Genomic DNA, 19,838 nt, shown 5'->3' with positions numbered 1-19,838 from the left:
GGGAGCGCCTCACAAGGCCCTAGCGGTCGAAGTCCAGCTCCACCTTCTCCGTCACCGGATGCGACTGGCACGCCAGCACATATCCCGCCTCCGTCTCCTCCCGCTCCAGCGCGAAGTTGCGGTCCATGCGTACCTCCCCGGAGACCAGGAACGCCCGGCACGTGCCGCAGACTCCGCCCTTGCAGGCGTAGGGGGCGTCAGGACGGTTGCGCAGCACCGTCTCCAGCAGCGACTCACCGTCCTGGACCGGCCAGGTCCCCCCGCGGCCGTCGAGCCGCGCGGTCACCGTGCTGTGGGCGGGAGCCGTCGACGGGGCGGCGGGCGGAGCGGCGTCCACATGGAAGATCTCCTCGTGGATCCGGCCGCGCGGCACCTCAAGGCCGCGCAGCGCCCGCTCGGCCTCCTGCACCAGCCCGTACGGCCCGCACAGGAACCAACCCGCCACGTCGGCCACCGGCAGCAGCGCCGGCAGCAGGCCCGTCAGCCGCTCCCGGTCCAGCCGACCGGACGGCAGCCCCGCCTGCTGCTCCTCCCGGGACAGCACGGTCACCAGCTGGAACCGCTCGGGGAAGCGGTCCTTCAGATCGGCGACCTCCTCCAGGAACATCGTCGAGGCGGACGTACGGTCGCTGCGTATCAGGCAGAACCGGGCCTCGGGCTCGCGCGCCAGCAGCGTCGCCGCGATCGACAGCACCGGCGTGATCCCACTGCCGCCGACGATCGCGGCGTACAGCCCGGGCGCGGGGTCGAGGGTGAAGCGGCCGGCCGGGGTCATCACCTCCAGCTCGTCGCCGATGTTGATCTCCTTCAGCGCGTACGTCGAGAAGGCGCCGCCCTCCACCAGCCGCACCCCCACCCGCAGGGCGCGCGGTCCCTCGCCGTCCTGTGCTGCCGGGGAGCAGATCGAGTACGTCCGCCGGATCTCGACCCCGTCGACGGTGCGCCGCAGGGCGATGTGCTGCCCGGGCGCGTACCGGTACTCCTCGCGCAACTCCTCGGGGACCGCGAGCGTGACGGCGACGGAGTCGTCGGTGAGCCGGTCGACCGCGGTCACCGGGAGCGTGTGGAAGCGGGCCATCACAACTCCTTGAAGTGGTCGAACGGTTCACGGCACGCCAGGCAGCGCCGCAGCGCCTTGCACGCGGTGGAGGAAAAACGGCTCAGCAGTTCGGTGTCGGAGGAGCCGCAGTGCGGGCAGCGGACGGGGTCCTGTTCCTCGGTACGCGTGCGCGTCGGGCCCAGCTCCAGTGGCACCGGCCCGGACTGCGCGCGCGTGCGGGGCGGTGCGATGCCGAACTCCCGCAGTTTGCGGCGCCCTTCGGGCGTGATGTCGTCTGTCGACCAGGCCGGCGTAAGCACCGTGCGGACGGTGACCTCCCGTATGCCGTGCTCGTGCAGCGCCCGCTCTATGTCCAGGGACATGGCCTCTATGGCGGGGCAACCGGTGTACGTCGGGGTCAGCTCGACGTCGACCGCGTCCGCGCCGCGCAGATGCACCGCGCGCAGCACGCCCAGTTCCCGCAGGGTGAGGACCGGCAGCTCGGGGTCGGGCACCGAGCCTGCGATCGCGATGAGCTCCTCTTCCAGAGCGGTGGTGGTCACCATGACGCCCCCGGGTGGCTGCGGTGCAGATGCTGCATCTCGGCGAGCATCCGCCCGAAGGGCTCGGTGTGCAGGCCCTGCCGGCCCGCGCCCGCGCTCCACGCCCCGGACTGCGGCCCCTCGGGGAGCGTGAGCGTGGCCCGGCGCAGGACCTCGCCGACCGACTCCAGCCAGGCCGACCTCAGCTGCTCCCCGTCCACGTCCAGGCCCTGCACCGGCTGGAACATCTCGCCGGTGAACCGCCACAACGCCTCGCACGCCCGCCGCATCCGCTCATGGCTCTCGTCCGTGCCGTCGCCGAGCCGCAGGGTCCACTGCTCGGCGTGGTCGCGGTGGTAGGCGACCTCCTTGACGGCCTTCGCGGCGAGCGGGGCGAAGGGGCCGTCGCCGGTGGCCAGGCGGTCGTAGAGGAGGTGCTGATAGGTCGAGAAGTACAGCTGGCGGGCGATGGTGTGGGCGAAGTCGCCGTTCGGCTGTTCCACCAGCTGGACGTTGCGGAAGGCGCGCTCCTCGCGCAGATACGCCAGCTCGTCCTCGTCACCGACCAGCGACAGCAATACCCGGGCCTGGCCGAGCAGGTCCAGCGCGATGTTGGCGAGGGCGACCTCCTCCTCCAGCACGGGGGCGTGACCGGCCCACTCCCCCAGGCGGTGGGAGAGCACCAGGGCGTCGTCGCCCAGGGCGAGGGCGGCCGTCGTGGGAACCGTGGTCGTCACAGGTGCTTCACCCCCTCGGGGATCTCGTAGAACGTCGGGTGGCGGTAGGGCTTGTCCGCGGCCGGTTCGAAGAACGGGTCCTTCTCGTCGGGGGAGGACGCCGTGATGGCGGAGGACGGCACGACCCAGATGGAGACGCCCTCGCCGCGCCGGGTGTACAGATCGCGCGCGTTGCGCAGCGCGAACTCCGCGTCCGGGGCGTGCAGGCTGCCGGCGTGGGTGTGGGACAGGCCCCGGCGTGAGCGCACGAAGACCTCCCACAGAGGCCAGTCGGTGTTCGTCATGCGCGCGTCGCTCCCGTCTCGCTGTGCTTGGCTGCGTACGCCGCGGCCGCCTCCCGTACCCAGGCGCCCTCTTCGTGGGCCCGCCTGCGCTGTGTGATGCGCTGCTCGTTGCACGGCCCGTTGCCCTTGAGGACCTCCCAGAACTCCGTCCAGTCGATCGCCCCGAAGTCGTAGTGCCCCTGCTCCTCGTTCCACTTGAGATCCGGGTCGGGGAGGGTGAGGCCGAGGGACTCGGCCTGGGGGACGCAGATGTCGACGAAGCGCTGGCGCAGCTCGTCGTTGGAGTGCCGCTTGATCTTCCAGGCCATGGACTGCGCGGAGTGCTGCGACTCGTCGTCGGGCGGGCCGAACATCATCAGCGACGGCCACCACCAGCGGTCCACCGCGTCCTGCGCCATCGCGTGCTGCTCGGGGGTGCCGCGGCTGAGGGCCAGCAGCAGCTCGTACCCCTGGCGCTGGTGGAAGGACTCCTCCTTGCAGATGCGGACCATCGCGCGCGCGTACGGGCCGTAGGAGCAGCGGCACAGCGGCACCTGGTTGGTGATCGCGGCGCCGTCCACCAGCCAGCCGATCGCGCCGACGTCCGCCCAGGTCAGCGTGGGGTAGTTGAAGATCGAGGAGTACTTCTGGCGGCCGCTGTGCAGCTTGTCGAGCAGCTCGTCGCGGCCGGTGCCGAGCGTCTCCGCCGCGCTGTACAGATACAGCCCGTGGCCGGCCTCGTCCTGGACCTTGGCCATCAGGATGGCCTTGCGGCGCAGCGAGGGAGCGCGGGTGATCCAGTTGGCCTCCGGCTGCATGCCGATGATCTCGGAGTGCGCGTGCTGGGCGATCTGACGGACCAGCGTCGCCCGGTAGGCGTCGGGCATCCAGTCGCGGGGCTCGATGCGCTCGTCGGCGGCCACGGCGGCGTCGAAGGCGCGCTCGTACCCAGCGGTGGCGGCGGTGCCGTCCCCGTCGTACGGCGCTGTGTGGTCCGTCTTCTGCGCGGCTGCTGTCGCCATGAGGCCCCCTCGACCTTTGGGTCCGCCCGGAGCATGCTCCCGACCGATCGTTCGGTTCGTGCGATTCCATGGTCGGTCGGGCGCCGTAAGGTGTCAACCGCTGTGGATAACCCGTCGGCGCGGCTGTGGACGAGCTGATCGAAAGAGCTGTGCCCGGTGGGTCGGCCTGAGTACCGTTCGCCTGCGAGGGGGGCTGCCGGGCGGCGCAGAAGGACCGGAACGCGATCGGGATCGGGGCGGAATGGACGCGCAGGGCGCGAACGACACGGACGACAGGGGTGCGAGCGCTCCGCACGCGCGGGACCAGCAGGGCGCACCTCACGGCGTGAGCGAGCCCCCGCCGGGACCCCGCACCGGCGTCGCCGCCCTCTCCCCGCGCTACCAGGTCGGCGTCGCGCTGGCCCTCGCCGTCGTCGCGGTCGCCGTCTGTGTGCACATCGGGATGGTCTTTCTGCACGTCGCGCCGTCGAACACGGTCACCAAGCAGCACGGCAAGGCGATAGACGAATGGATCTACCCGGAGTTCGAACAGAACTGGAAGCTGTTCGCGCCGAACCCGCTGCAGCAGAACATCTCCGTTCAGGTCCGCGCCCAGATCCGAACGGGTGACGGCAGCAGCCGCACCACCGGCTGGTACGACCTGTCCGCGCGGGACGGCGAGGCCATCGACGGCAATCTGCTCCCGAGCCACACCCAGCAGAACGAGCTGCGCCGCGCCTGGGACTTCTTCACCGCCACGCACGACGGAAGCAACCGCCCCTCGGGCCTGCGCGGCGCGCTCAGCGAGACGTATCTGCGCCGGATCGTGGTGCTGCGCCTGGACCGCGCGGACGCGAGCGGGCCGGGCGGTGTCGTCGAGCGGGTCCAGGTCCGCTCACGAACCACCAACGTCCGCCCGCCCGAGTGGAGCGAGGAGCGGATATCGCTCAAGCCGGTGTACCGGGTGCTGCCCTGGTGGTCGGTGCCCGGCGACGAGGCCGAGGGAGGCGTCCGGTGAGCCGCCTCGCCCTGGCCGTCTCCCGTGGCATCGCCCGGGTCACCGAGTCCGCCCTCGGCCCCTACCAGACCGCCGTGATCCGCATCGGTTTCGCCGCGACCTGGCTGCTGTTCCTGCTGCGCGAGATCCCGCACCGCCATGAGCTGTACGGCCCCGACGGCCCGTGGAGCTGGGACCTCGCCGAGCAGCTGATCGGCGCGAACGGCGCCTTCTCCGCCCTGATGTGGTCCGACGGGCAGCTGTGGTTCGAGACCGTCTACGCGCTCGGCGTGCTCACCAGCCTGCTGCTGATGCTGGGCTGGCGTACCCGCACCATGTCCGTGCTCTTCATGGTCGGCGTGCTCTCGCTGCAGAACCGCAGCGTCTTCATGGGTGACGGCGGCGACAACGTCCTGCACCTGATGTGCATCTACCTGGTCTTCACGCGGTGCGGCCAGGTGTGGTCCCTGGACGCGCGGCGCGCCCGGCGCGCATCCGAGGCACGCGCGCGTGGGGAGCGGGTCACCGACCGCACCGGCCCCGCGCTGTGGGGCGTGCTCGGGCTGGCGCTGCTCGCCGTTACCGCGCTGGGCCGGCTGGACGGCGACTGGCCGGTACCGGCGCTCCTGTGGGGCGTGTGGGTGGCGCAGGCCCTGTGGTGGCTCGCCGGGCGCCTCACGCGCACCGGCCAGCCGCGGATCCTGCTCGACCTGATCGCCAACATCCTGCACAACGGCGCCCTGCTCGTGATCATGGCCGAGGCCTGTCTGATCTACGCCACGGCCGGCTGGTACAAGATCCAGGGCTCCCGCTGGCAGGACGGCACCGCCGTCTACTACCCCCTGCACCTGGACTCCTTCTCGCCCTGGCCCGCCCTCGCCGACCTGCTCTCCGCCAGCGGCACCATGGTCATGCTCATCACCTACGGGACCGTGATCGTCCAGGTCGCCTTCCCGTTCACGCTGTTCAACCGGCGGGTCAAGAACGCCCTGCTGGCCGTCATGATCACCGAGCATGCCGTGATCGCCGTGGTGCTCGGGCTGCCCTTCTTCTCGCTGGCGATGATCGCGGCCGACGCTGTCTTCCTGCCGACGTCGTTCCTGCGCCGCCTGGGCGACTGGGCGGCACGCGCGCGTGGGCGCCTGTTCCGGCGCGGTCGCCCCAAGGTCCCGGCGCAGCGGACGCCGGACGCCACCGAGCGCACCGGGGACGCCGAGCAGACCCACGTAGGCTTCAGGGCATGAACGACCCCGCGGGCAGGGACACCGGCGGCTCCGCACAGCAGCAGGTGAGCGCCTGGCGCCGCCTCGCCGACACCTGCGTACTGCTCGACGGCTTCCACGCCCTCAAGCACGCCCTGCGCTTCGGCGCCGAGGTGCCCCTCGCGGTCACCGCCGACCGCGAGGCAGCGCTCGCCCTCGCCGACGAGCTCGCTGCGGACGTACGGCAGACGCTGGCCGCGCTGCTCACCGAGGTCCCGGAGTCGACGTACGCCTCCCTGGTGCCGCGCCCGCACCCCACCGCCGTGGCCGCCCTGGCGGTACGGCCGTCCCGTGCGGCCAATCTGCGGGCGCTGGCCCGCACGCCCCGCAGCGCGCCCGTCGTGGTCCTCGACCAGCCGCGCAACCTCGGCAACGCCGGGGCTGTGATCCGGCTGGCGGCCGGCTTCGGGGCGACCGGCGTGGTCACGACCGGCACGCTCGACCCCTGGCATCCCACCGTCGTACGCGGCGGTGCCGGGCTGCACTTCGCGACCGCCGTGGAGCGGCTGGACGTCGGCGAACTGCCGCCCGGGCCGCTGTTCGCCCTCGACCCGGAGGGCGAGGACATCCGGGGCCTGAAGCTGCCCGACGACGCGCTGCTCGCGTTCGGCTCGGAGCGCAGCGGCCTGTCCGCGGCCGTACGCGCGCGTGCCGACCATCTGGTGGCGCTGCCGATGCGCCCCCAGGTCTCCAGCTACAACCTCGCGACCAGCGTGGCCATGACGCTGTACCACTGGAGCGCCACCGGGGGCGCGGCGGCCTGACGGGTCACGCCTCCCGGCGTACCTCCACCACCCGGAAGCGGTTCGCCACGAACGCACCGTCGGTCAGCGCCGAGTTGGCCGCCGGGTTGCCGCCCGAGCCGTGGAAGTCGGAGAAGGCGGCGGTCTGGTTGACGTACACCCCACCGGTCAGGTTCAGCGAGAGCTGGGCGGACTCCTCCAGGCAGGCCTCCTCGATCGCCTGCTCGACCTCCTCGTCGGTCGTGTACGCGCCGACCGTCATCGCGCCCTTCTCCCGGACCGTCCGGCGCAGCAACTCCACCGCGTCGGTGGCCGAGTCGACGGCGACGGCGAAGGAGACCGGGCCGAAGCACTCGCTCATGTAGGCGGCCTCGTCGTCCGGCTTGGCGCCGTCCAGCTTGACGATGACGGGCGTGCGGACCACCGCGGCCGGGAAGTCGGGGTTGCTGATCTCCCGGGAGGCGAGGGCGACTTCGCCGAGCCCGGCCGCGGCCTCCAGGCGGGCCTTGACGTCCGGGTTCACGATGGCGCCGAGCAGCGCGTTCGCGCGCGCGTCGTCGCCGAGCAGCCCGTCGACCGCCTTGGCGAGGTCGGTGATCACCTCGTCGTAGGACTTCGGGCCCTGGTCGGTGCGGATGCCGTCGCGGGGGACGAGCAGGTTCTGCGGGGTCGTGCACATCTGGCCGCTGTACAGCGACAGCGAGAAGGCCAGGTTGGACAGCATCCCCTTGTAGTCGCCGGTCGACTCCACGATCACCGTGTTGACGCCGGCCTTCTCCGTGTGGACCTGGGCCTGGCGGGCGTTGGCCTCCAGCCAGTCGCCGAACGCCGTCGAGCCGGTGTAGTCGATGATCCGGATCTCGGGGCGGACGGCGAGGGTCTTGGCGATGCCCTCACCGGGGCGCTCGGCGGCCAGCGCGACCAGGTTCGCGTCGAAGCCGGCCTCGGTGAGCACCTGGCGCGCGACCTGCACGGTGAGCGCGAGCGGCAGCACCGCGCGCGGGTGGGGCTTGACCAGGACCGCGTTGCCGGTGGCGAGGGAGGCGAACAGGCCCGGGTAGCCGTTCCACGTCGGGAAGGTGTTGCAGCCGATCACCAGGCCGATCCCGCGCGGGACCGCGGTGAACTGCTTGGTCAGCGCCAGCGGGTCCCGCTTGCCCTGCGGCTTGGTCCACTCCGCGGTGTCGGGGGTGCGGACCTGCTCCACGTACGCGTACGCCACCGCTTCCAGGCCGCGGTCCTGCGCGTGCGGGCCGCCCGCCTGGAACGCCATCATGAAGGCCTGGCCGGAGGTGTGCATGACCGCGTGCGCGAACTCGTGCGTGCGGTCGCTGATCCGCTTGAGGATCTCCAGGCAGACCATGGCCCGGGCCTCCGGACCCGCGTCGCGCCAGGCGCGCTGGCCGGCCCGCATGGCGGGCAGCAGCACGTCGATGTCCGCGTGCGGATAGCTGACGCCCAATTCGATGCCGTACGGGGAGACTTCGCCGTCCACCCAGCCGTCCGTGCCGGGCTGGCCGAGGTCGAGGCGGGTGCCGAGCAGGGCGTCGAAGGCGGCCTTGCCCGCGGCCGCGTCCAGGCTGCCGTTCTCCCCGTAGGCCTTCGGATGCTCGGGGTGCGGGGACCAGTACGCGCGCGTGCGGATCGCTTCCAGCGCCTGGTCGAGGGTCGGCCGGTGCTGGGTGATCAGCTCGTGGGCGGTGAGTTCGGCGGCCATGCGGGACCAACTCCTCGTCTTGTGAGCTCTTCGTCGAGCTCATGACCTGGTGAGAAACATGGGCAGGAACACGCAGTCAGAGTTAGAGTAACCGAACGATCGGTCGGTTCAAGGGGGTCCGCCGCATCTGTGGAAAACCCCGTGCGGGAGGATCGCGTCCATGACAGCACTCGACCTCAGCAGCCCCGTGGCCGTCGTCGGTACCGGCACCATGGGGCAGGGCATCGCCCAGGTGGCGCTGGTCGCGGGCCACGTCGTACGGCTGTACGACGCCGTACCCGGGCGTGCCCGCGAAGCCGCCGCCGCGATCGGTGCCCGGCTCGACCGGCTCGTCGAGAAGGAGCGGCTCACCGGCGCCGACCGGGACGCCGCGCGCGCCCGCCTGCTGCCCGCCGAGAGCCTCACCGAGCTCGCCGACTCCGCCCTTGTCGTCGAGGCCGTCCTGGAGCGGCTGGACGTCAAACAGGAGCTGCTGCGCGAGCTGGAGGACGTGGTCGCCGAGGACTGTCTGCTCGCCACCAACACGTCCTCCCTGTCGGTGACCGCCATCGGCGGCGCCCTGCGCGCCCCGGGCCGCTTCGTCGGCCTGCACTTCTTCAACCCCGCCCCGCTGCTGCCGCTGGTCGAGGTGGTCTCCGGGTTCGCCACCGACGTCACGTCGGCCACGCGCGCGTACGAGATGGCCCGCGCCTGGGGCAAGACGCCGGTCGCCTGCGCCGACACCCCCGGCTTCATCGTCAACCGCATCGCCCGGCCCTTCTACGCCGAGGCCTTCGCCGTCTACGAGGCGCACGGCGCCGACCCCGCCACCATCGACGCCGTGCTGCGCGAGTGCGGCGGCTTCCGGATGGGCGCCTTCGAGCTGACCGACCTCATCGGGCAGGACGTCAACGAGTCCGTGACGCACTCCGTGTGGCAGTCCTTCTTCCAGGACGTGCGCTTCACGCCGTCGCTCGCCCAGCGCCGCCTGGTCGAGTCCGGCCGGCTCGGCCGCAAGTCCGGACAGGGCTGGTACGACTACCGGGACGGCGCCGAGCGCGCCGAGCCGCACACCGCGGAACCCGGCCGGCCGCCCGCGTACGTCGTCGCCGAGGGCGACCTGGGCCCCGCGTCCGAGCTGCTCGCGCTGATCCGCGAGGCGGGCATCCAGGTCCGTGAGGAGGACGAGGACCACGGCACCCGGCTCGTGCTGCCCGGCGGCGGCCAGCTGGCGCTCGCCGACGGCCAGACCTCGGTCGAGTTCCGGGACGTCGTCTACTTCGACCTCGCCCTCGACTACCGCCGGGCCACCCGCATCGCGCTGTCCGCCTCCCAGGACACCTCGCCGCAGAGCCTCAGCGAGGCCACCGGACTGTTCCAGGCGCTGGGCAAGAAGGTCAGTGTCATCGGTGACGTGCCCGGCATGATCGTCGCCCGCACCGTCGCGCGGATCGTCGACCTTGCCCACGACGCCGTCGCCAAGGGCGTCGCCACCGAGGAGGACATCGACACCGCGATGCGCCTCGGCGTCAACTACCCGCTCGGCCCGTTCGAATGGAGCCGCCGCCTGGGCCGCAACTGGGCGTACGCCCTCCTCGACGACCTGCACCTGCGCGACCCCTCCGGGCGCTACGCGCCGTCCCTCGCGCTCTACCGCCACGCGTACGCCACCGACAAGCGGGAGGGCAGCACGTCATGACCACCGCCAAGCGCGACACGTACACCCCGGAGACGCTGCTGTCGGTCGCCGTCCAGGTCTTCAACGAGCGCGGCTACGACGGCACCTCCATGGAGCACCTCTCCAAGGCGGCCGGCATCTCCAAGTCCTCGATCTACCACCACGTCACGGGCAAGGAGGAACTGCTGCGCCGGGCCGTGAGCCGGGCGCTGGACGAACTCTTCGGGATCCTCGACGAGGAGCACGCGCGCGTGGGGCGCGCCGCCGAGCGGCTGGAGTACGTCGTGCGGCGCATGGTCGAGGTGCTCATCACCGAACTGCCCTATGTGACGCTGCTGCTGCGGGTGCGCGGCAACACGGACACCGAGCGGTGGGCGCTGGAGCGGCGCCGCGACTTCGACCACCGGGTCGCCGAGCTGCTGAAGGCGGCCGCCGCGGACGGAGACGTGCGCGGCGACGTGGAGGTGCGGCTGGCCACCCGGCTGGTCTTCGGCATGATCAACTCGATCGCCGAGTGGTACCGGCCCGACGGGCGCGGCATGGGGGAGCGCGAAGTGGCCGACGCGGTGGTGTGCCTGGTCTTCGGCGGTCTGCGGCAGGAGGGCTGAACGGGGAGCGGTGGCCTGAAGTCGCGCGCATGGATGGGGATTTCGCCACGAGACTCTCCAGGGCCTGACTGCGAGGCCTGAGTACGCGCGCGTGGCGGGGATTGAGTACGCCTCCCCATGCCCCGGCCGGACGGCGGTGATGGGGTGGGCGCATGCCTCAGAACGACGTGCGGCCCCGCGCCGTCCACCGGACATGGTGGAGGGCGCCTCTCGTGGCCTCCTCGCTCGGCCTGCCGTTCCTTGTGTTGGAGTACAACTGGTTCGCGGCCCACGACGGCCCCGGCGCCTTCGGGGGCGTGCTCTACTGGTCGCTCGCCCTGCTCGCACTGGCCTGGGCGCTGCCGCACCGCCCGGCACTGCGGACCACGCGCGTGGTGGCCGCCGGCGCCGGGCTGGGATGCGCTCTTCTTCCCGTGCTGTTCGCGCTGGCCCTGGGAGCAGCCCTGGCCTCGGGATGACGGCTGCTCAGATGCTCAGCCCTGCGGCTCCAGGTCCTCCTCCTCGAACACCAGCAACGTGCGCGAGCTGAGCACCTCCGGGATCGCCTGGAGCCGGGTGAGGACCAGCTCGCGCAGCGCCCGGTTGTCGGAGGTGTGCACCAGCAGCAGCACATCGAAATCGCCCCCGACGAGGGCGATGTGCGAGGCGCCGGGCAGCTGTCTGAGCTGCTCGCGCACGGTGCGCCAGGAGTTCTGGACGATCTTCAGGGTGATGTACGCCGACGTTCCCTGGCCCGCACGTTCGTGGTCGACGCGGGCTCCGAAACCGCGGATGACACCGTCCTCGACGAGCCGGTTGATGCGCGCGTAGGCGTTGGCGCGCGAGACGTGGACCCGTTCGGCGACCGACCGTATCGACGCCCGGCCGTCGGCCTGGAGCATCCGCAGGATGTCCTGATCGATGGCGTCCAGAGGCCGCGGGGGCGGCAGGGTCGTCTCCCTGCTCGTGGAACTCGCGGAACTCGGGGAAGGTGCGCCGGCCTCCGGGCCCTCGGCCATTTGTTCAGATGCCACGCGCCCCCGCCTCCTTACCATGGACGTACTGCGTACATCTCAGGCTGTGGAGAACCGTTTGTCCACAGCCCGAGGGGGCCTGTAGCCAAAATGTGCCGTCGACCGAACAATCGGTAGGTGAGGCGCATCACAGATGCCGCGCCTCCCCGAAGCCGCTCCCACGAGGAGGTGCCGTCATGACGGTCATGGAGCAGCGTGGCGCGTATCGGCCGTCGCCGCCGCCCGCCTGGCAGCCCCGCACCGACCCCACGCCGCTGCTGCCCGACGCGGCTCCGTACCGCGTGCTCGGCACCGAGGCGGCCGCCAAGGCCGACCCCGAGCTGCTGCGCCGGCTGTACGCCCAGCTGGTGCGCGGCCGCCGGTACAACGCGCAGGCCACCGCCCTCACCAAACAGGGCCGCCTCGCCGTCTACCCGTCCAGCACCGGCCAGGAGGCCTGCGAGGTCGCCGCCGCGCTGGCCCTCGCCGACCGCGACTGGCTCTTCCCCAGCTACCGCGACACCCTCGCCGCCGTCGTCCGGGGCGTGGACCCCGTCGAGGCCCTCACCCTGCTGCGCGGCGACTGGCACACCGGCTACGACCCGTACGCCCACCGCGTCGCCCCTCTGTGCACCCCGCTCGCCACCCAGCTCCCGCACGCCGTCGGCCTCGCGCACGCCGCCCGCCTCAAGGGCGACGACGTGGTCGCGCTGGCGATCGTCGGTGACGGCGGCACCAGCGAGGGCGACTTCCACGAGGCGCTGAACTTCGCCGCCGTATGGCAGGCCCCGGTCGTCTTCCTGGTCCAGAACAACGGCTTCGCGATTTCCGTCCCGCTCGCCAAGCAGACCGCCGCGCCGTCCCTGGCCCACAAGGCCGTCGGGTACGGCATGCCGGGCCGCCTGGTCGACGGCAACGACGCCGCCGCCGTGCACGAGGTCCTCACCGACGCCGTGCAGCACGCGCGCGTGGGGGGCGGTCCGACGCTCGTGGAGGCGGTGACGTACCGCGTGGAGGCGCACACGAACGCGGACGACGACAAGCGCTACCGCGCGGACTCCGAGGTCGACGCCTGGCGGGACCACGACCCGATCGCGCTTATGGAGCGGGAGTTGACCGAGCGCGGCTGGCTCGACGAGGCCGGCGTCCGGGCCGCGCGCGAGGACGCCGAGGCGCTCGCCGCCGACCTGCGCGCCCGCCTGAACCAGGACCCCGAGCTCGACCCCATGGACCTGTTCGCCCACGTCTACGCCCAGCCCATGCCGCAACTGCGCGAGCAGCGGGCCCAGTTGCGGGCCGAGCTGGAGGCCGGGCAGGAAGGGGAGCCGCGATGACGACGGTCGCCGTCAAGCCCGCCACCATGGCCCAGGCCCTCACCCGCGCGCTGCGCGACGCCATGGCCGCCGACCCGTCCGTGCACGTCATGGGTGAGGACGTCGGCACCCTCGGCGGCGTCTTCCGCGTCACCGACGGGCTCGCCAAGGAGTTCGGCGAGGACCGCTGCACGGACACCCCGCTCGCCGAGGCCGGCATCCTCGGCACGGCCGTCGGCATGGCGATGTACGGGCTCAGGCCGGTCGTCGAGATGCAGTTCGACGCGTTCGCCTACCCGTCGTTCGAACAGCTCATCAGCCATGTGGCGCGCATGCGCAACCGCACGCGCGGGAAGATGCCCCTGCCGATCACCATCCGCGTCCCCTACGGCGGCGGCATCGGCGGCGTCGAACACCACAGCGACTCCTCCGAGGCGTACTACATGGCGACTCCGGGGCTCCATGTCGTCACGCCCGCGACCGTCCCCGACGCCTACGGCCTGCTGCGCGCCGCCATCGCCTCCGACGACCCGGTCGTCTTCCTGGAGCCCAAGCGGCTGTACTGGTCGAAGGACGCCTGGAACCCGGACGACCCGCAGACCGTTGAACCCATTGGCCGCGCGGTGGTGCGGCGCTCCGGCCGGAGCGCCACGCTCATCACCTACGGGCCGTCGGTACCCGTCTGCCTCGAAGCCGCCGAGGCGGCCCGGGCCGAGGGGTGGGACCTCGAAGTCGTCGACCTGCGCTCCCTGGTGCCGTTCGACGACGAGACGGTCTGCGCCTCGGTACGACGGACCGGGCGAGCGGTCGTCGTCCATGAGTCGGGCGGGTTCGGCGGACCGGGCGGGGAGATCGCGGCCCGGGTCACGGAGCGCTGCTTCCACCACCTGGAAGCGCCGGTGCTGCGCGTGGCCGGGTTCGACATCCCCTACCCGCCGCCGATGCTGGAGAGGCACCATCTTCCTGGCGTCGACCGCATCCTGGACGCCGTGGCGCGTCTGCAATGGGAGGCCGAGAGCTGATGGCACAGGTGCTGGAGTTCAAGCTCCCCGACCTCGGAGAAGGGCTCACCGAGGCGGAGATCGTGCGCTGGCTGGTGCAGGTCGGCGACGTCGTCGCCGTCGACCAGCCGGTCGTCGAGGTCGAGACGGCCAAGGCGATGGTCGAGGTCCCCTGCCCCTACGGCGGCGTGGTCACGGCCCGCTTCGGCGAGGAGGGCACGGAACTCCCGGTGGGAGCACCGCTGCTGACGGTGGCGGTGGGGGCGGTGGCTTCCGGGGATGCCGGTGAGGGAGCGGACGCGGGTTCGGCGTCGGGCTCCGGGGCGGCCCGGGGCACGGGCGTCGGTTCGGGGTCGGGTCCGGTCGCTGGTGCCGGTTCGGGATCGGGTCCGGCCGAGGGCTCCGGTGCTGCTTCGGCCAACGGCTCGGGTACTGCGCGGACCGGCGGCGGCTCCGACACCGGATCCGGGAACGTCCTCGTGGGCTACGGCACGGGTGCGCCGCCCGCGCGGCGCCGACGGGTGCGGCCCCAGGCCCCCATAGCTCCTACGAGGGCTTCGACCGCTCCGGGCGTTCAGGCCGCGCCAGCCCCCGGGACCCCGACCGCCCCCGGTGACGCCCACGCCAACGGCGACGCCTCCCGCGGCGAAGGACCCGTGCCGGTGATCTCGCCCCTCGTACGGCGGCTCGCCCGGGAGAACGGGCTGGATCTGCGGGAGCTGACGGGCTCCGGTCCCGACGGGCTGATCCTGCGCGCGGACGTGGAGTACGCACTGCGGGCCGCCGCCGCGCAGGGCCGTTCCGCCCAGCCGCAGGCCGAGCCGCACCCGCGCGTGGCCGCCGCACCGGCGCACACCGAGCCCCACACGCGCGTGCCTGCCACTCCAGCCGGTGTCCCCGCACCGACGGCCGTCCCGATCACCTCCGCGGCCCACACGCCCGGCACCCGCGTCCCCCTCAAGGGCGTCCGAGGTGCCGTCGCCGACAAGCTCTCCCGCAGTCGGCGGGAGATCCCGGACGCGACCTGCTGGGTCGACGCCGACGCGACGGAGCTGATGCGGGCGCGCACCGCGATGAACGCGGCCGGTGGCCCCAAGATCTCCCTGCTCGCCCTGCTGGCCCGGATCTGCACCGCCGCGCTCGCCCGTTTCCCCGAGCTGAACTCCACCGTGGACATGGCGGCCAGGGAGGTCGTCCAGCTGGACCATGTGCACCTGGGCTTCGCAGCGCAGACCGAGCGGGGACTGGTCGTGCCGGTCGTCCGGGACGCGCACGCCCGAGACGCCGAGGGCCTCACCGCGGAGTTCGCCCGGCTGACCGAGGCGGCCCGGGCCGGGACGCTCACCCCAGCGGACCTGACCGGCGGCACCTTCACGCTGAACAACTACGGCGTGTTCGGCGTCGACGGCTCCACGCCGATCATCAACCACCCCGAGGCGGCCATGCTCGGCGTCGGCCGGATCGTCCCCAAGCCCTGGGTGTACGAGGGCGAGCTGGCGGTGCGGCAGGTCGTGCAGCTCTCGCTCACCTTCGACCACCGGGTCTGCGACGGCGGCACGGCGGGCGGCTTCCTGCGCTATGTCGCGGACTGCGTGGAACAGCCGGCGGTGCTGCTGCGCACCCTGTGATCGGGCGGCCCGCCCGCGTTCCGCGAGACGGTGGGCGGCACGCATACTCAATGGGTGAGCGACATCCAACGCCCCGCATCGGGCGACGCCGGTGACTACGACGCCGTCGTGCTCGCCGGCGGGGCCGCGCGGCGGCTCGGCGGAGCCGACAAGCCCGGCGTGCGCGTGGGCGGACGCCCGCTGCTGGACCGGGTGCTCGCCGCCTGCGCCGACGCCCGGACCACCGTCGTCGTCGCCGACCCGAGGCCGACGGCACGGCCCGTGACCTGGGCGCGCGAGGAACCGCCGGGCGGCGGACCGCTCGCCGCCCTCGCCGCCGGTCTGCCGCTCACCGGCGCCGACCGGGTGGTGGTCCTCTCCGCGGACCTGCCCTTCCTCAGCGAGCCCACCGTGAAGGGACTGCTCGCCGAGCTGGACGCGGGCCCGGCCGACGGCGCGCTGCTCACCGACCCCGGCGGCCGCGACCAGCCACTCGTGGCCGCCTACCGCGCACAGTGCCTGCGCGAGAGGCTCGCGCACCTCCGAGCCGAGCACGGCGGCCTCACCGGCCTGCCCCTGCGGCTCCTCACCGCCGGACTGAACCTCACCCGCGTCCTCGACCCCGTCGCATCCTTCGACTGCGACACCTGGGACGACATCGCCACTGCCAGGGCACGCATCAGGGAGCATGGGCTCGTGTTGGATGAATGGATCTCCGCAGTCAAGGACGAGCTGGGCATCGACCTCGACGTCGACACCGGTGTTCTGCTCGACCTCGCCCGTGACGCGGCCCACGGGGTGGCACGCCCCGCGGCCCCGCTGACCACCTTCCTCGTCGGCTACGCCGCGGCCCGGGCGGGCGGCGGCCCCGAAGCCGTCGCCGAGGCCTCCCGCAAGGCCACCGCCCTGGCACTGCGCTGGGCGGAGGAGGACGCCTCCACCAAGGGCGGCGCGACCCCCGCCACGGACACGGCAGGCGCCGCCACGGGCACCTCAGACGCCGCCACCGACACCAAGTCCGCCCCCGAGCCCCGCCCGGACGCCGGATGACCGCCCCCGGTATCCGTGACGGCGAGGCGGTCGAGGACCGGGACGTCGAGGAGGCACTGGCACTCGTGAAGGAGGACCGGGGCAACGCCCCTCACCAGGCCCGCGCCCCCCAGGACCGCCACCACAAGGCCACCCCCTGGCCCGAGGCCCGCGAGATCGCCGCCCGGGCCGCCCGAGGCGGTGCCCGCCGCGCCCCCGTCTCACTCCCCCTCGACTCCTCCCTCGGCCACACCCTGGCCGCCCCCCTCACCGCCCTCACCGACCTCCCCTCCTTCGACACCTCCGCGATGGACGGCTGGGCGGTCGCCGGGCCCGGCCCCTGGGACGTACGGGACAAGGGCGTGCTCGCGGGCCACGCGGAGCACGCGCCGCTCGATGACGGCGAGGCCGTCCGGATCGCCACCGGCGCCCGGATCCCGCCCGACACCACCGCGGTGCTGCGCAGCGAACACGGCCGGATGGACGACCGGGGCAGACTGCACGCCACGCGCGACGTCGGCCACGGCCAGGACATCCGCCCGCGCGGCCAGGAGTGCCGCAGCGGCGACCAGCTGCTGCCGCCCGGCACCCTCGTCACCCCCGCCGTGCTGGGCCTCGCCGCAGCCGCCGGATACGACACCCTGACCGCCGTCCCCCGCCCCCGCGCCGACGTCCTGGTGCTCGGCGACGAACTGCTCACCGAGGGCCTCCCGCACGACGGCCTGATCCGCGACGCCCTCGGCCCCATGCTGCCGCCCTGGCTGCGTGCGCTCGGCGCCGAGGTGACGGACGTGCGGCGGATCGGCGACGACGCCGACGCCCTGCACGAGGCGATCACGGCCAGCGAGGCCGACCTCGTCGTCACCACCGGCGGCACTGCATCGGGCCCCGTCGACCATGTGCACCCCACCCTGCGCCGTATCGGCGCGGAGCTGCTGGTCGACGGCGTCAAGGTGCGCCCGGGCCACCCCATGCTGCTGGCCCGCACCAAGGAGAACCAGCACCTCGTCGGCCTGCCCGGCAACCCCCTGGCCGCCGTCTCCGGGCTGCTCACCCTCGCCGAGCCCCTGCTGCGCACGCTCGCGGCACGCCCGGCGCAGGAGCCGTACGCGCTGCCCTTGCAGGAGGCGGTGCACGGGCACCCGTACGACACCCGGCTCGTCCCCGTCGTCCTGCGCACCGACCGTGCGGTGCCGCTGCACTACAACGGACCGGCCATGCTGCGTGGCGTCGCGGCCGCCGATGCCCTCGCGGTCGTACCGCCGGGCGGGGCGCGGCCCGGTCAGGCGGCGGAGATCCTGGAGCTGCCGTGGGCCACGGCCGGGATCGGCGTGTGTTTCACGTGAAACATTGACCACCCGGCGTAGTCACGATGCGACCGGCCGGCTGATCGTGATGACCCGGTCCCCCGCCCGCAGCTCCGTCCGCCACCCGTCGGTGTAGTCCAGCATCTCCTTGTCCCGTACGACCGCCACGACCAGGTCCGCGCACTCGCGGGGCGTCCGGCCCTCCTCCTCCGGGGTCACCGGCCGCTCGATGAGGTCCATGCCGCTGCCGAGGGTCATGAGGTCCTCCAGTGTCCGGGCCACGGGCGGGCTGGCCATGAACGTGCCGAGCAGCCGGCCGGCCGAGCTGGAGCTGGTCACGACGGTGTCCGCGCCGCTCTGCTTGAGCAGCGGCACGTTCTCGTCCTCGCGGACGGCGGCGACGATCGTGGCGTGCTTGTTCAGCTGGCGTGCGGTGAGGGTGATCAGTGTGGCCGTCTCGTCGCGCTGCGGGGCGATGATCACGCGGTTGGCGCGGTGGATCTCGGCCTTGAGCAGGGTCTCCGAGCGGGTGGCGTCGCCGGTCACCGCCACCAGGCCGGCGTCGCCGGCCGCTTCGGCCGTCTTGCGCTGGGCGTCCACGACGACGATCCGGTCCTTGCCGATGCCCTGCCCGACCAGGGTCTGCACGGCGTGCCGCCCCTTGGTGCCGTATCCGATGACCACGACGTGGTCCCGGGTACGGGCGCGCCAGCGGTGGATGCGGACCTGCTGGCGGGTGCGCTCGGTGAGCACCTCCAGGGTCGTGCCGACCAGGATGATCAGGAACAGCACGCGCAGCGGTGTGATGACGAAGATGTTGGTGAGCCGGGCGGCCTCACTGACCGGGGCGATGTCGCCGTATCCGGTGGTGGAGAGGGTGACGGTGGCGTAGTACGCGGCGTCGAGCAGGTCGACCTTGCCGTCGGAGCTGTCGTTGTAGCCCTCGCTGTCGATGTACACGATCAGGATGGTGACGACGAGGACCAGCAGCGCCATGGACAGGCGCTTGAGCACCTGCTGGAGCGGCGGTACGACGTTCAGCACCGGCATCGTGATGGCGCGGCCCGCCTCGGCGTCGGCGCGGGCCTCCTTGCGTGAGCGGCTCCAGAGGGACCGCAGCAGTGCGGACCTCGCCCCTCGCGTGGATGGGTGCTCGTCGTCCCTCATCGCTGGCCCCCTGCGGCGTCGGTACGGACAGTCGGCTCCATCGTTCCGCACCGGGTCCGGCGCCGTCGCCGTGCCCCCCGGCCCGACACGCCGACCGGGGTGGGCTCGCGCCGGGGCGCTGGGTAGCGTCGGACCCGACGTCCGGGAGCCGTACCCCGGTCCGAAGGCCCGCATACCCCGCTGGAGGTCCTCCTTGCGCGACCACACTGTCGTCGTCGGCTTCGGTACGAAGGGCCGGGCCGCGACCCAGGCCGCCTGTGCCACGGGGCTGAAGAAGGAACAGGTCGTCGTGATCGACCCGAGCGCCAAGGCGGTCGACGCCGCGACGGCCGAGGGCTACGCCGCCGTGCTCGGGGACGCGACCCGCAGCGAGATCCTGAAGCGGGCCGAGGTGCAGCGGGCGAAGCGGATCATCATCGCCACCCAGCGCGACGACACGGCCGTCCTGGTGGTGCTGACGGCCCGGCAGCTCAACCGTGGCGCGACGATCGTGGCGGCGGTGCGCGAGGAGGAGAACGCGCCGCTGCTCAAGCAGTCCGGCGCCGACGAGGTCATCACCAGCGCGGGCGCGGCGGGGCGACTGCTGGGCCTGTCCGTGCTCAGTCCGGCCGCGGGACTGGTCATGGAGGACCTCATCCGCCGGGGCAGCGGGCTCGACGTGGTCGACCGGCCGGTGACCAGGGCCGAGGTGGGCCGGAGCCCGCGCGACATCGAAGACCTGGTGATCAGCGTCGTACGCGGGCACCGGGTGCTGCACTACGACGATCCGGCCGTTCGGACGCTGGAGCTGACGGACCGGGTGATCACCGTCGTGCCGCGGGCCGCACCGGAGAACCGGCGCGACCCGCAGCGATGA

General features: G+C 72.7%; 19 protein-coding genes and 1 pseudogene. 12 read left to right on the top strand and 8 right to left on the bottom strand.

The annotated features are described in order from the left end of the window. Positions 1-19: 19 nt before the first annotated feature. From SSP24_RS28880 to paaA, 5 genes are read right to left on the bottom strand one after another with little or no spacing between them, the layout of a single operon-like run. On the bottom strand, positions 20-1,078 hold the full coding sequence (locus tag SSP24_RS28880; protein ID WP_141312672.1) for a 2Fe-2S iron-sulfur cluster-binding protein: 1,059 nt from the start codon (positions 1,076-1,078) through the stop codon (positions 20-22). Continuing rightward, the gene (gene paaD, locus SSP24_RS28875; protein WP_141312670.1) at positions 1,078-1,605 is read right to left on the bottom strand and encodes a 1,2-phenylacetyl-CoA epoxidase subunit PaaD; all 528 of its coding nucleotides are present in this window, start codon (positions 1,603-1,605) and stop codon (positions 1,078-1,080) included. Before paaD ends, SSP24_RS28880 begins: the two co-directional genes overlap by 1 nt. After that, positions 1,599-2,318 carry a 1,2-phenylacetyl-CoA epoxidase subunit PaaC gene (gene paaC, locus SSP24_RS28870; RefSeq protein WP_141312668.1) on the bottom strand — a complete coding sequence of 240 codons (720 nt, stop codon included), beginning with the start codon at positions 2,316-2,318 and terminating at the stop codon, positions 1,599-1,601. Before paaC ends, paaD begins: the two co-directional genes overlap by 7 nt. Then, a complete protein-coding gene (paaB, locus tag SSP24_RS28865; RefSeq protein ID WP_057606276.1) occupies positions 2,315-2,602 on the bottom strand; it encodes a 1,2-phenylacetyl-CoA epoxidase subunit PaaB in 288 nt (95 codons plus the stop codon). The genes paaC and paaB overlap by 4 nt, the downstream gene beginning before the upstream one ends. Further along, positions 2,599-3,603 (bottom strand): 1,2-phenylacetyl-CoA epoxidase subunit PaaA, encoded by a 1,005-nt coding sequence (paaA, locus tag SSP24_RS28860; protein ID WP_141312666.1) that lies wholly within the window; start codon positions 3,601-3,603, stop codon positions 2,599-2,601. Before paaA ends, paaB begins: the two co-directional genes overlap by 4 nt. 325 nt (positions 3,604-3,928) lie before the next feature. On the opposite strand from paaA, the gene SSP24_RS28855 reads away from it, so the two are divergent. Genes SSP24_RS28855 through SSP24_RS28845 form a run of 3 tightly spaced genes read left to right on the top strand, consistent with a single transcriptional unit; the run spans position 3,929 to position 6,605 of the window. Continuing rightward, positions 3,929-4,600 carry a DUF5819 family protein gene (locus SSP24_RS28855; protein WP_373306683.1) on the top strand — a complete coding sequence of 224 codons (672 nt, stop codon included), beginning with the start codon at positions 3,929-3,931 and terminating at the stop codon, positions 4,598-4,600. Further along, on the top strand, positions 4,597-5,823 hold the full coding sequence (locus SSP24_RS28850; protein WP_141312663.1) for an HTTM domain-containing protein: 1,227 nt from the start codon (positions 4,597-4,599) through the stop codon (positions 5,821-5,823). The genes SSP24_RS28855 and SSP24_RS28850 overlap by 4 nt, the downstream gene beginning before the upstream one ends. Next, positions 5,820-6,605: a TrmH family RNA methyltransferase gene (locus SSP24_RS28845; RefSeq protein ID WP_141312661.1), complete on the top strand. Its 786-nt coding sequence runs from the start codon at positions 5,820-5,822 to the stop codon at positions 6,603-6,605. Before SSP24_RS28850 ends, SSP24_RS28845 begins: the two co-directional genes overlap by 4 nt. A 4-nt stretch (positions 6,606-6,609) precedes the next feature. On the opposite strand, the gene paaN is transcribed toward SSP24_RS28845, so the two are convergent. After that, positions 6,610-8,301 carry a phenylacetic acid degradation protein PaaN gene (paaN, locus tag SSP24_RS28840; RefSeq protein WP_141312660.1) on the bottom strand — a complete coding sequence of 564 codons (1,692 nt, stop codon included), beginning with the start codon at positions 8,299-8,301 and terminating at the stop codon, positions 6,610-6,612. Between the two features lie 160 nt (positions 8,302-8,461). Here paaN and SSP24_RS28835 point away from each other — a divergent pair, with 160 nt between their 5' ends. The 3 genes from SSP24_RS28835 (at position 8,462) to SSP24_RS28825 (ending at position 11,024) form a co-directional block, all read left to right on the top strand. Continuing rightward, positions 8,462-9,979: a 3-hydroxyacyl-CoA dehydrogenase gene (locus SSP24_RS28835; RefSeq protein ID WP_141312658.1), complete on the top strand. Its 1,518-nt coding sequence runs from the start codon at positions 8,462-8,464 to the stop codon at positions 9,977-9,979. Then, positions 9,976-10,566: a TetR/AcrR family transcriptional regulator gene (locus tag SSP24_RS28830; RefSeq protein WP_141312656.1), complete on the top strand. Its 591-nt coding sequence runs from the start codon at positions 9,976-9,978 to the stop codon at positions 10,564-10,566. The genes SSP24_RS28835 and SSP24_RS28830 overlap by 4 nt, the downstream gene beginning before the upstream one ends. Positions 10,567-10,718: 152 nt before the next feature. Continuing rightward, positions 10,719-11,024: a hypothetical protein gene (locus SSP24_RS28825; RefSeq protein WP_141312654.1), complete on the top strand. Its 306-nt coding sequence runs from the start codon at positions 10,719-10,721 to the stop codon at positions 11,022-11,024. A 15-nt stretch (positions 11,025-11,039) separates the two neighbouring features. Here the strand turns inward: SSP24_RS28825 and SSP24_RS28820 are convergent, their stop codons facing one another. After that, on the bottom strand, positions 11,040-11,564 hold the full coding sequence (locus SSP24_RS28820) for an Lrp/AsnC family transcriptional regulator (RefSeq protein WP_174864734.1): 525 nt from the start codon (positions 11,562-11,564) through the stop codon (positions 11,040-11,042). Positions 11,565-11,755: 191 nt separating this feature from the next. Between SSP24_RS28820 and pdhA the strand changes: the two genes are divergently transcribed. The 5 genes from pdhA to SSP24_RS28795 are packed head-to-tail and all read left to right on the top strand — an operon-like array spanning position 11,756 to position 17,854. Next, the gene (gene pdhA / locus SSP24_RS28815; RefSeq protein WP_141312652.1) at positions 11,756-12,892 is read left to right on the top strand and encodes a pyruvate dehydrogenase (acetyl-transferring) E1 component subunit alpha; all 1,137 of its coding nucleotides are present in this window, start codon (positions 11,756-11,758) and stop codon (positions 12,890-12,892) included. Next, positions 12,889-13,893: an alpha-ketoacid dehydrogenase subunit beta gene (locus SSP24_RS28810; RefSeq protein WP_141312650.1), complete on the top strand. Its 1,005-nt coding sequence runs from the start codon at positions 12,889-12,891 to the stop codon at positions 13,891-13,893. The genes pdhA and SSP24_RS28810 overlap by 4 nt, the downstream gene beginning before the upstream one ends. Next, entirely contained in the window at positions 13,893-15,500 is a 1,608-nt protein-coding gene (locus SSP24_RS28805; protein ID WP_141312648.1) for a dihydrolipoamide acetyltransferase family protein, read from the top strand. The genes SSP24_RS28810 and SSP24_RS28805 overlap by 1 nt, the downstream gene beginning before the upstream one ends. Positions 15,501-15,554: 54 nt before the next feature. Next, positions 15,555-16,529, top strand: coding sequence for an NTP transferase domain-containing protein (locus tag SSP24_RS28800; protein WP_141312646.1), 975 nt, complete (start codon positions 15,555-15,557; stop codon positions 16,527-16,529). Then, positions 16,526-17,854, top strand: coding sequence for a molybdopterin molybdotransferase MoeA (locus tag SSP24_RS28795; RefSeq protein ID WP_141312645.1), 1,329 nt, complete (start codon positions 16,526-16,528; stop codon positions 17,852-17,854). The genes SSP24_RS28800 and SSP24_RS28795 overlap by 4 nt, the downstream gene beginning before the upstream one ends. A 21-nt stretch (positions 17,855-17,875) precedes the next feature. Here the strand turns inward: SSP24_RS28795 and SSP24_RS28790 are convergent, their stop codons facing one another. Further along, positions 17,876-18,982, bottom strand: a complete 1,107-nt coding sequence (locus tag SSP24_RS28790; RefSeq protein WP_167529737.1) for a potassium channel family protein — start codon at positions 18,980-18,982, stop codon at positions 17,876-17,878. Between the two features lie 169 nt (positions 18,983-19,151). Here SSP24_RS28790 and SSP24_RS28785 point away from each other — a divergent pair. Beyond that, positions 19,152-19,838, top strand: a pseudogene (locus SSP24_RS28785) (potassium channel family protein); the annotation flags it as partial.

The sequence above is a fragment of the Streptomyces spinoverrucosus genome (assembly GCF_006539505.1).
Lineage (GTDB): Bacteria > Actinomycetota > Actinomycetes > Streptomycetales > Streptomycetaceae > Streptomyces > Streptomyces spinoverrucosus.
This window is presented reverse-complemented; position numbering and strand designations above follow the sequence as displayed.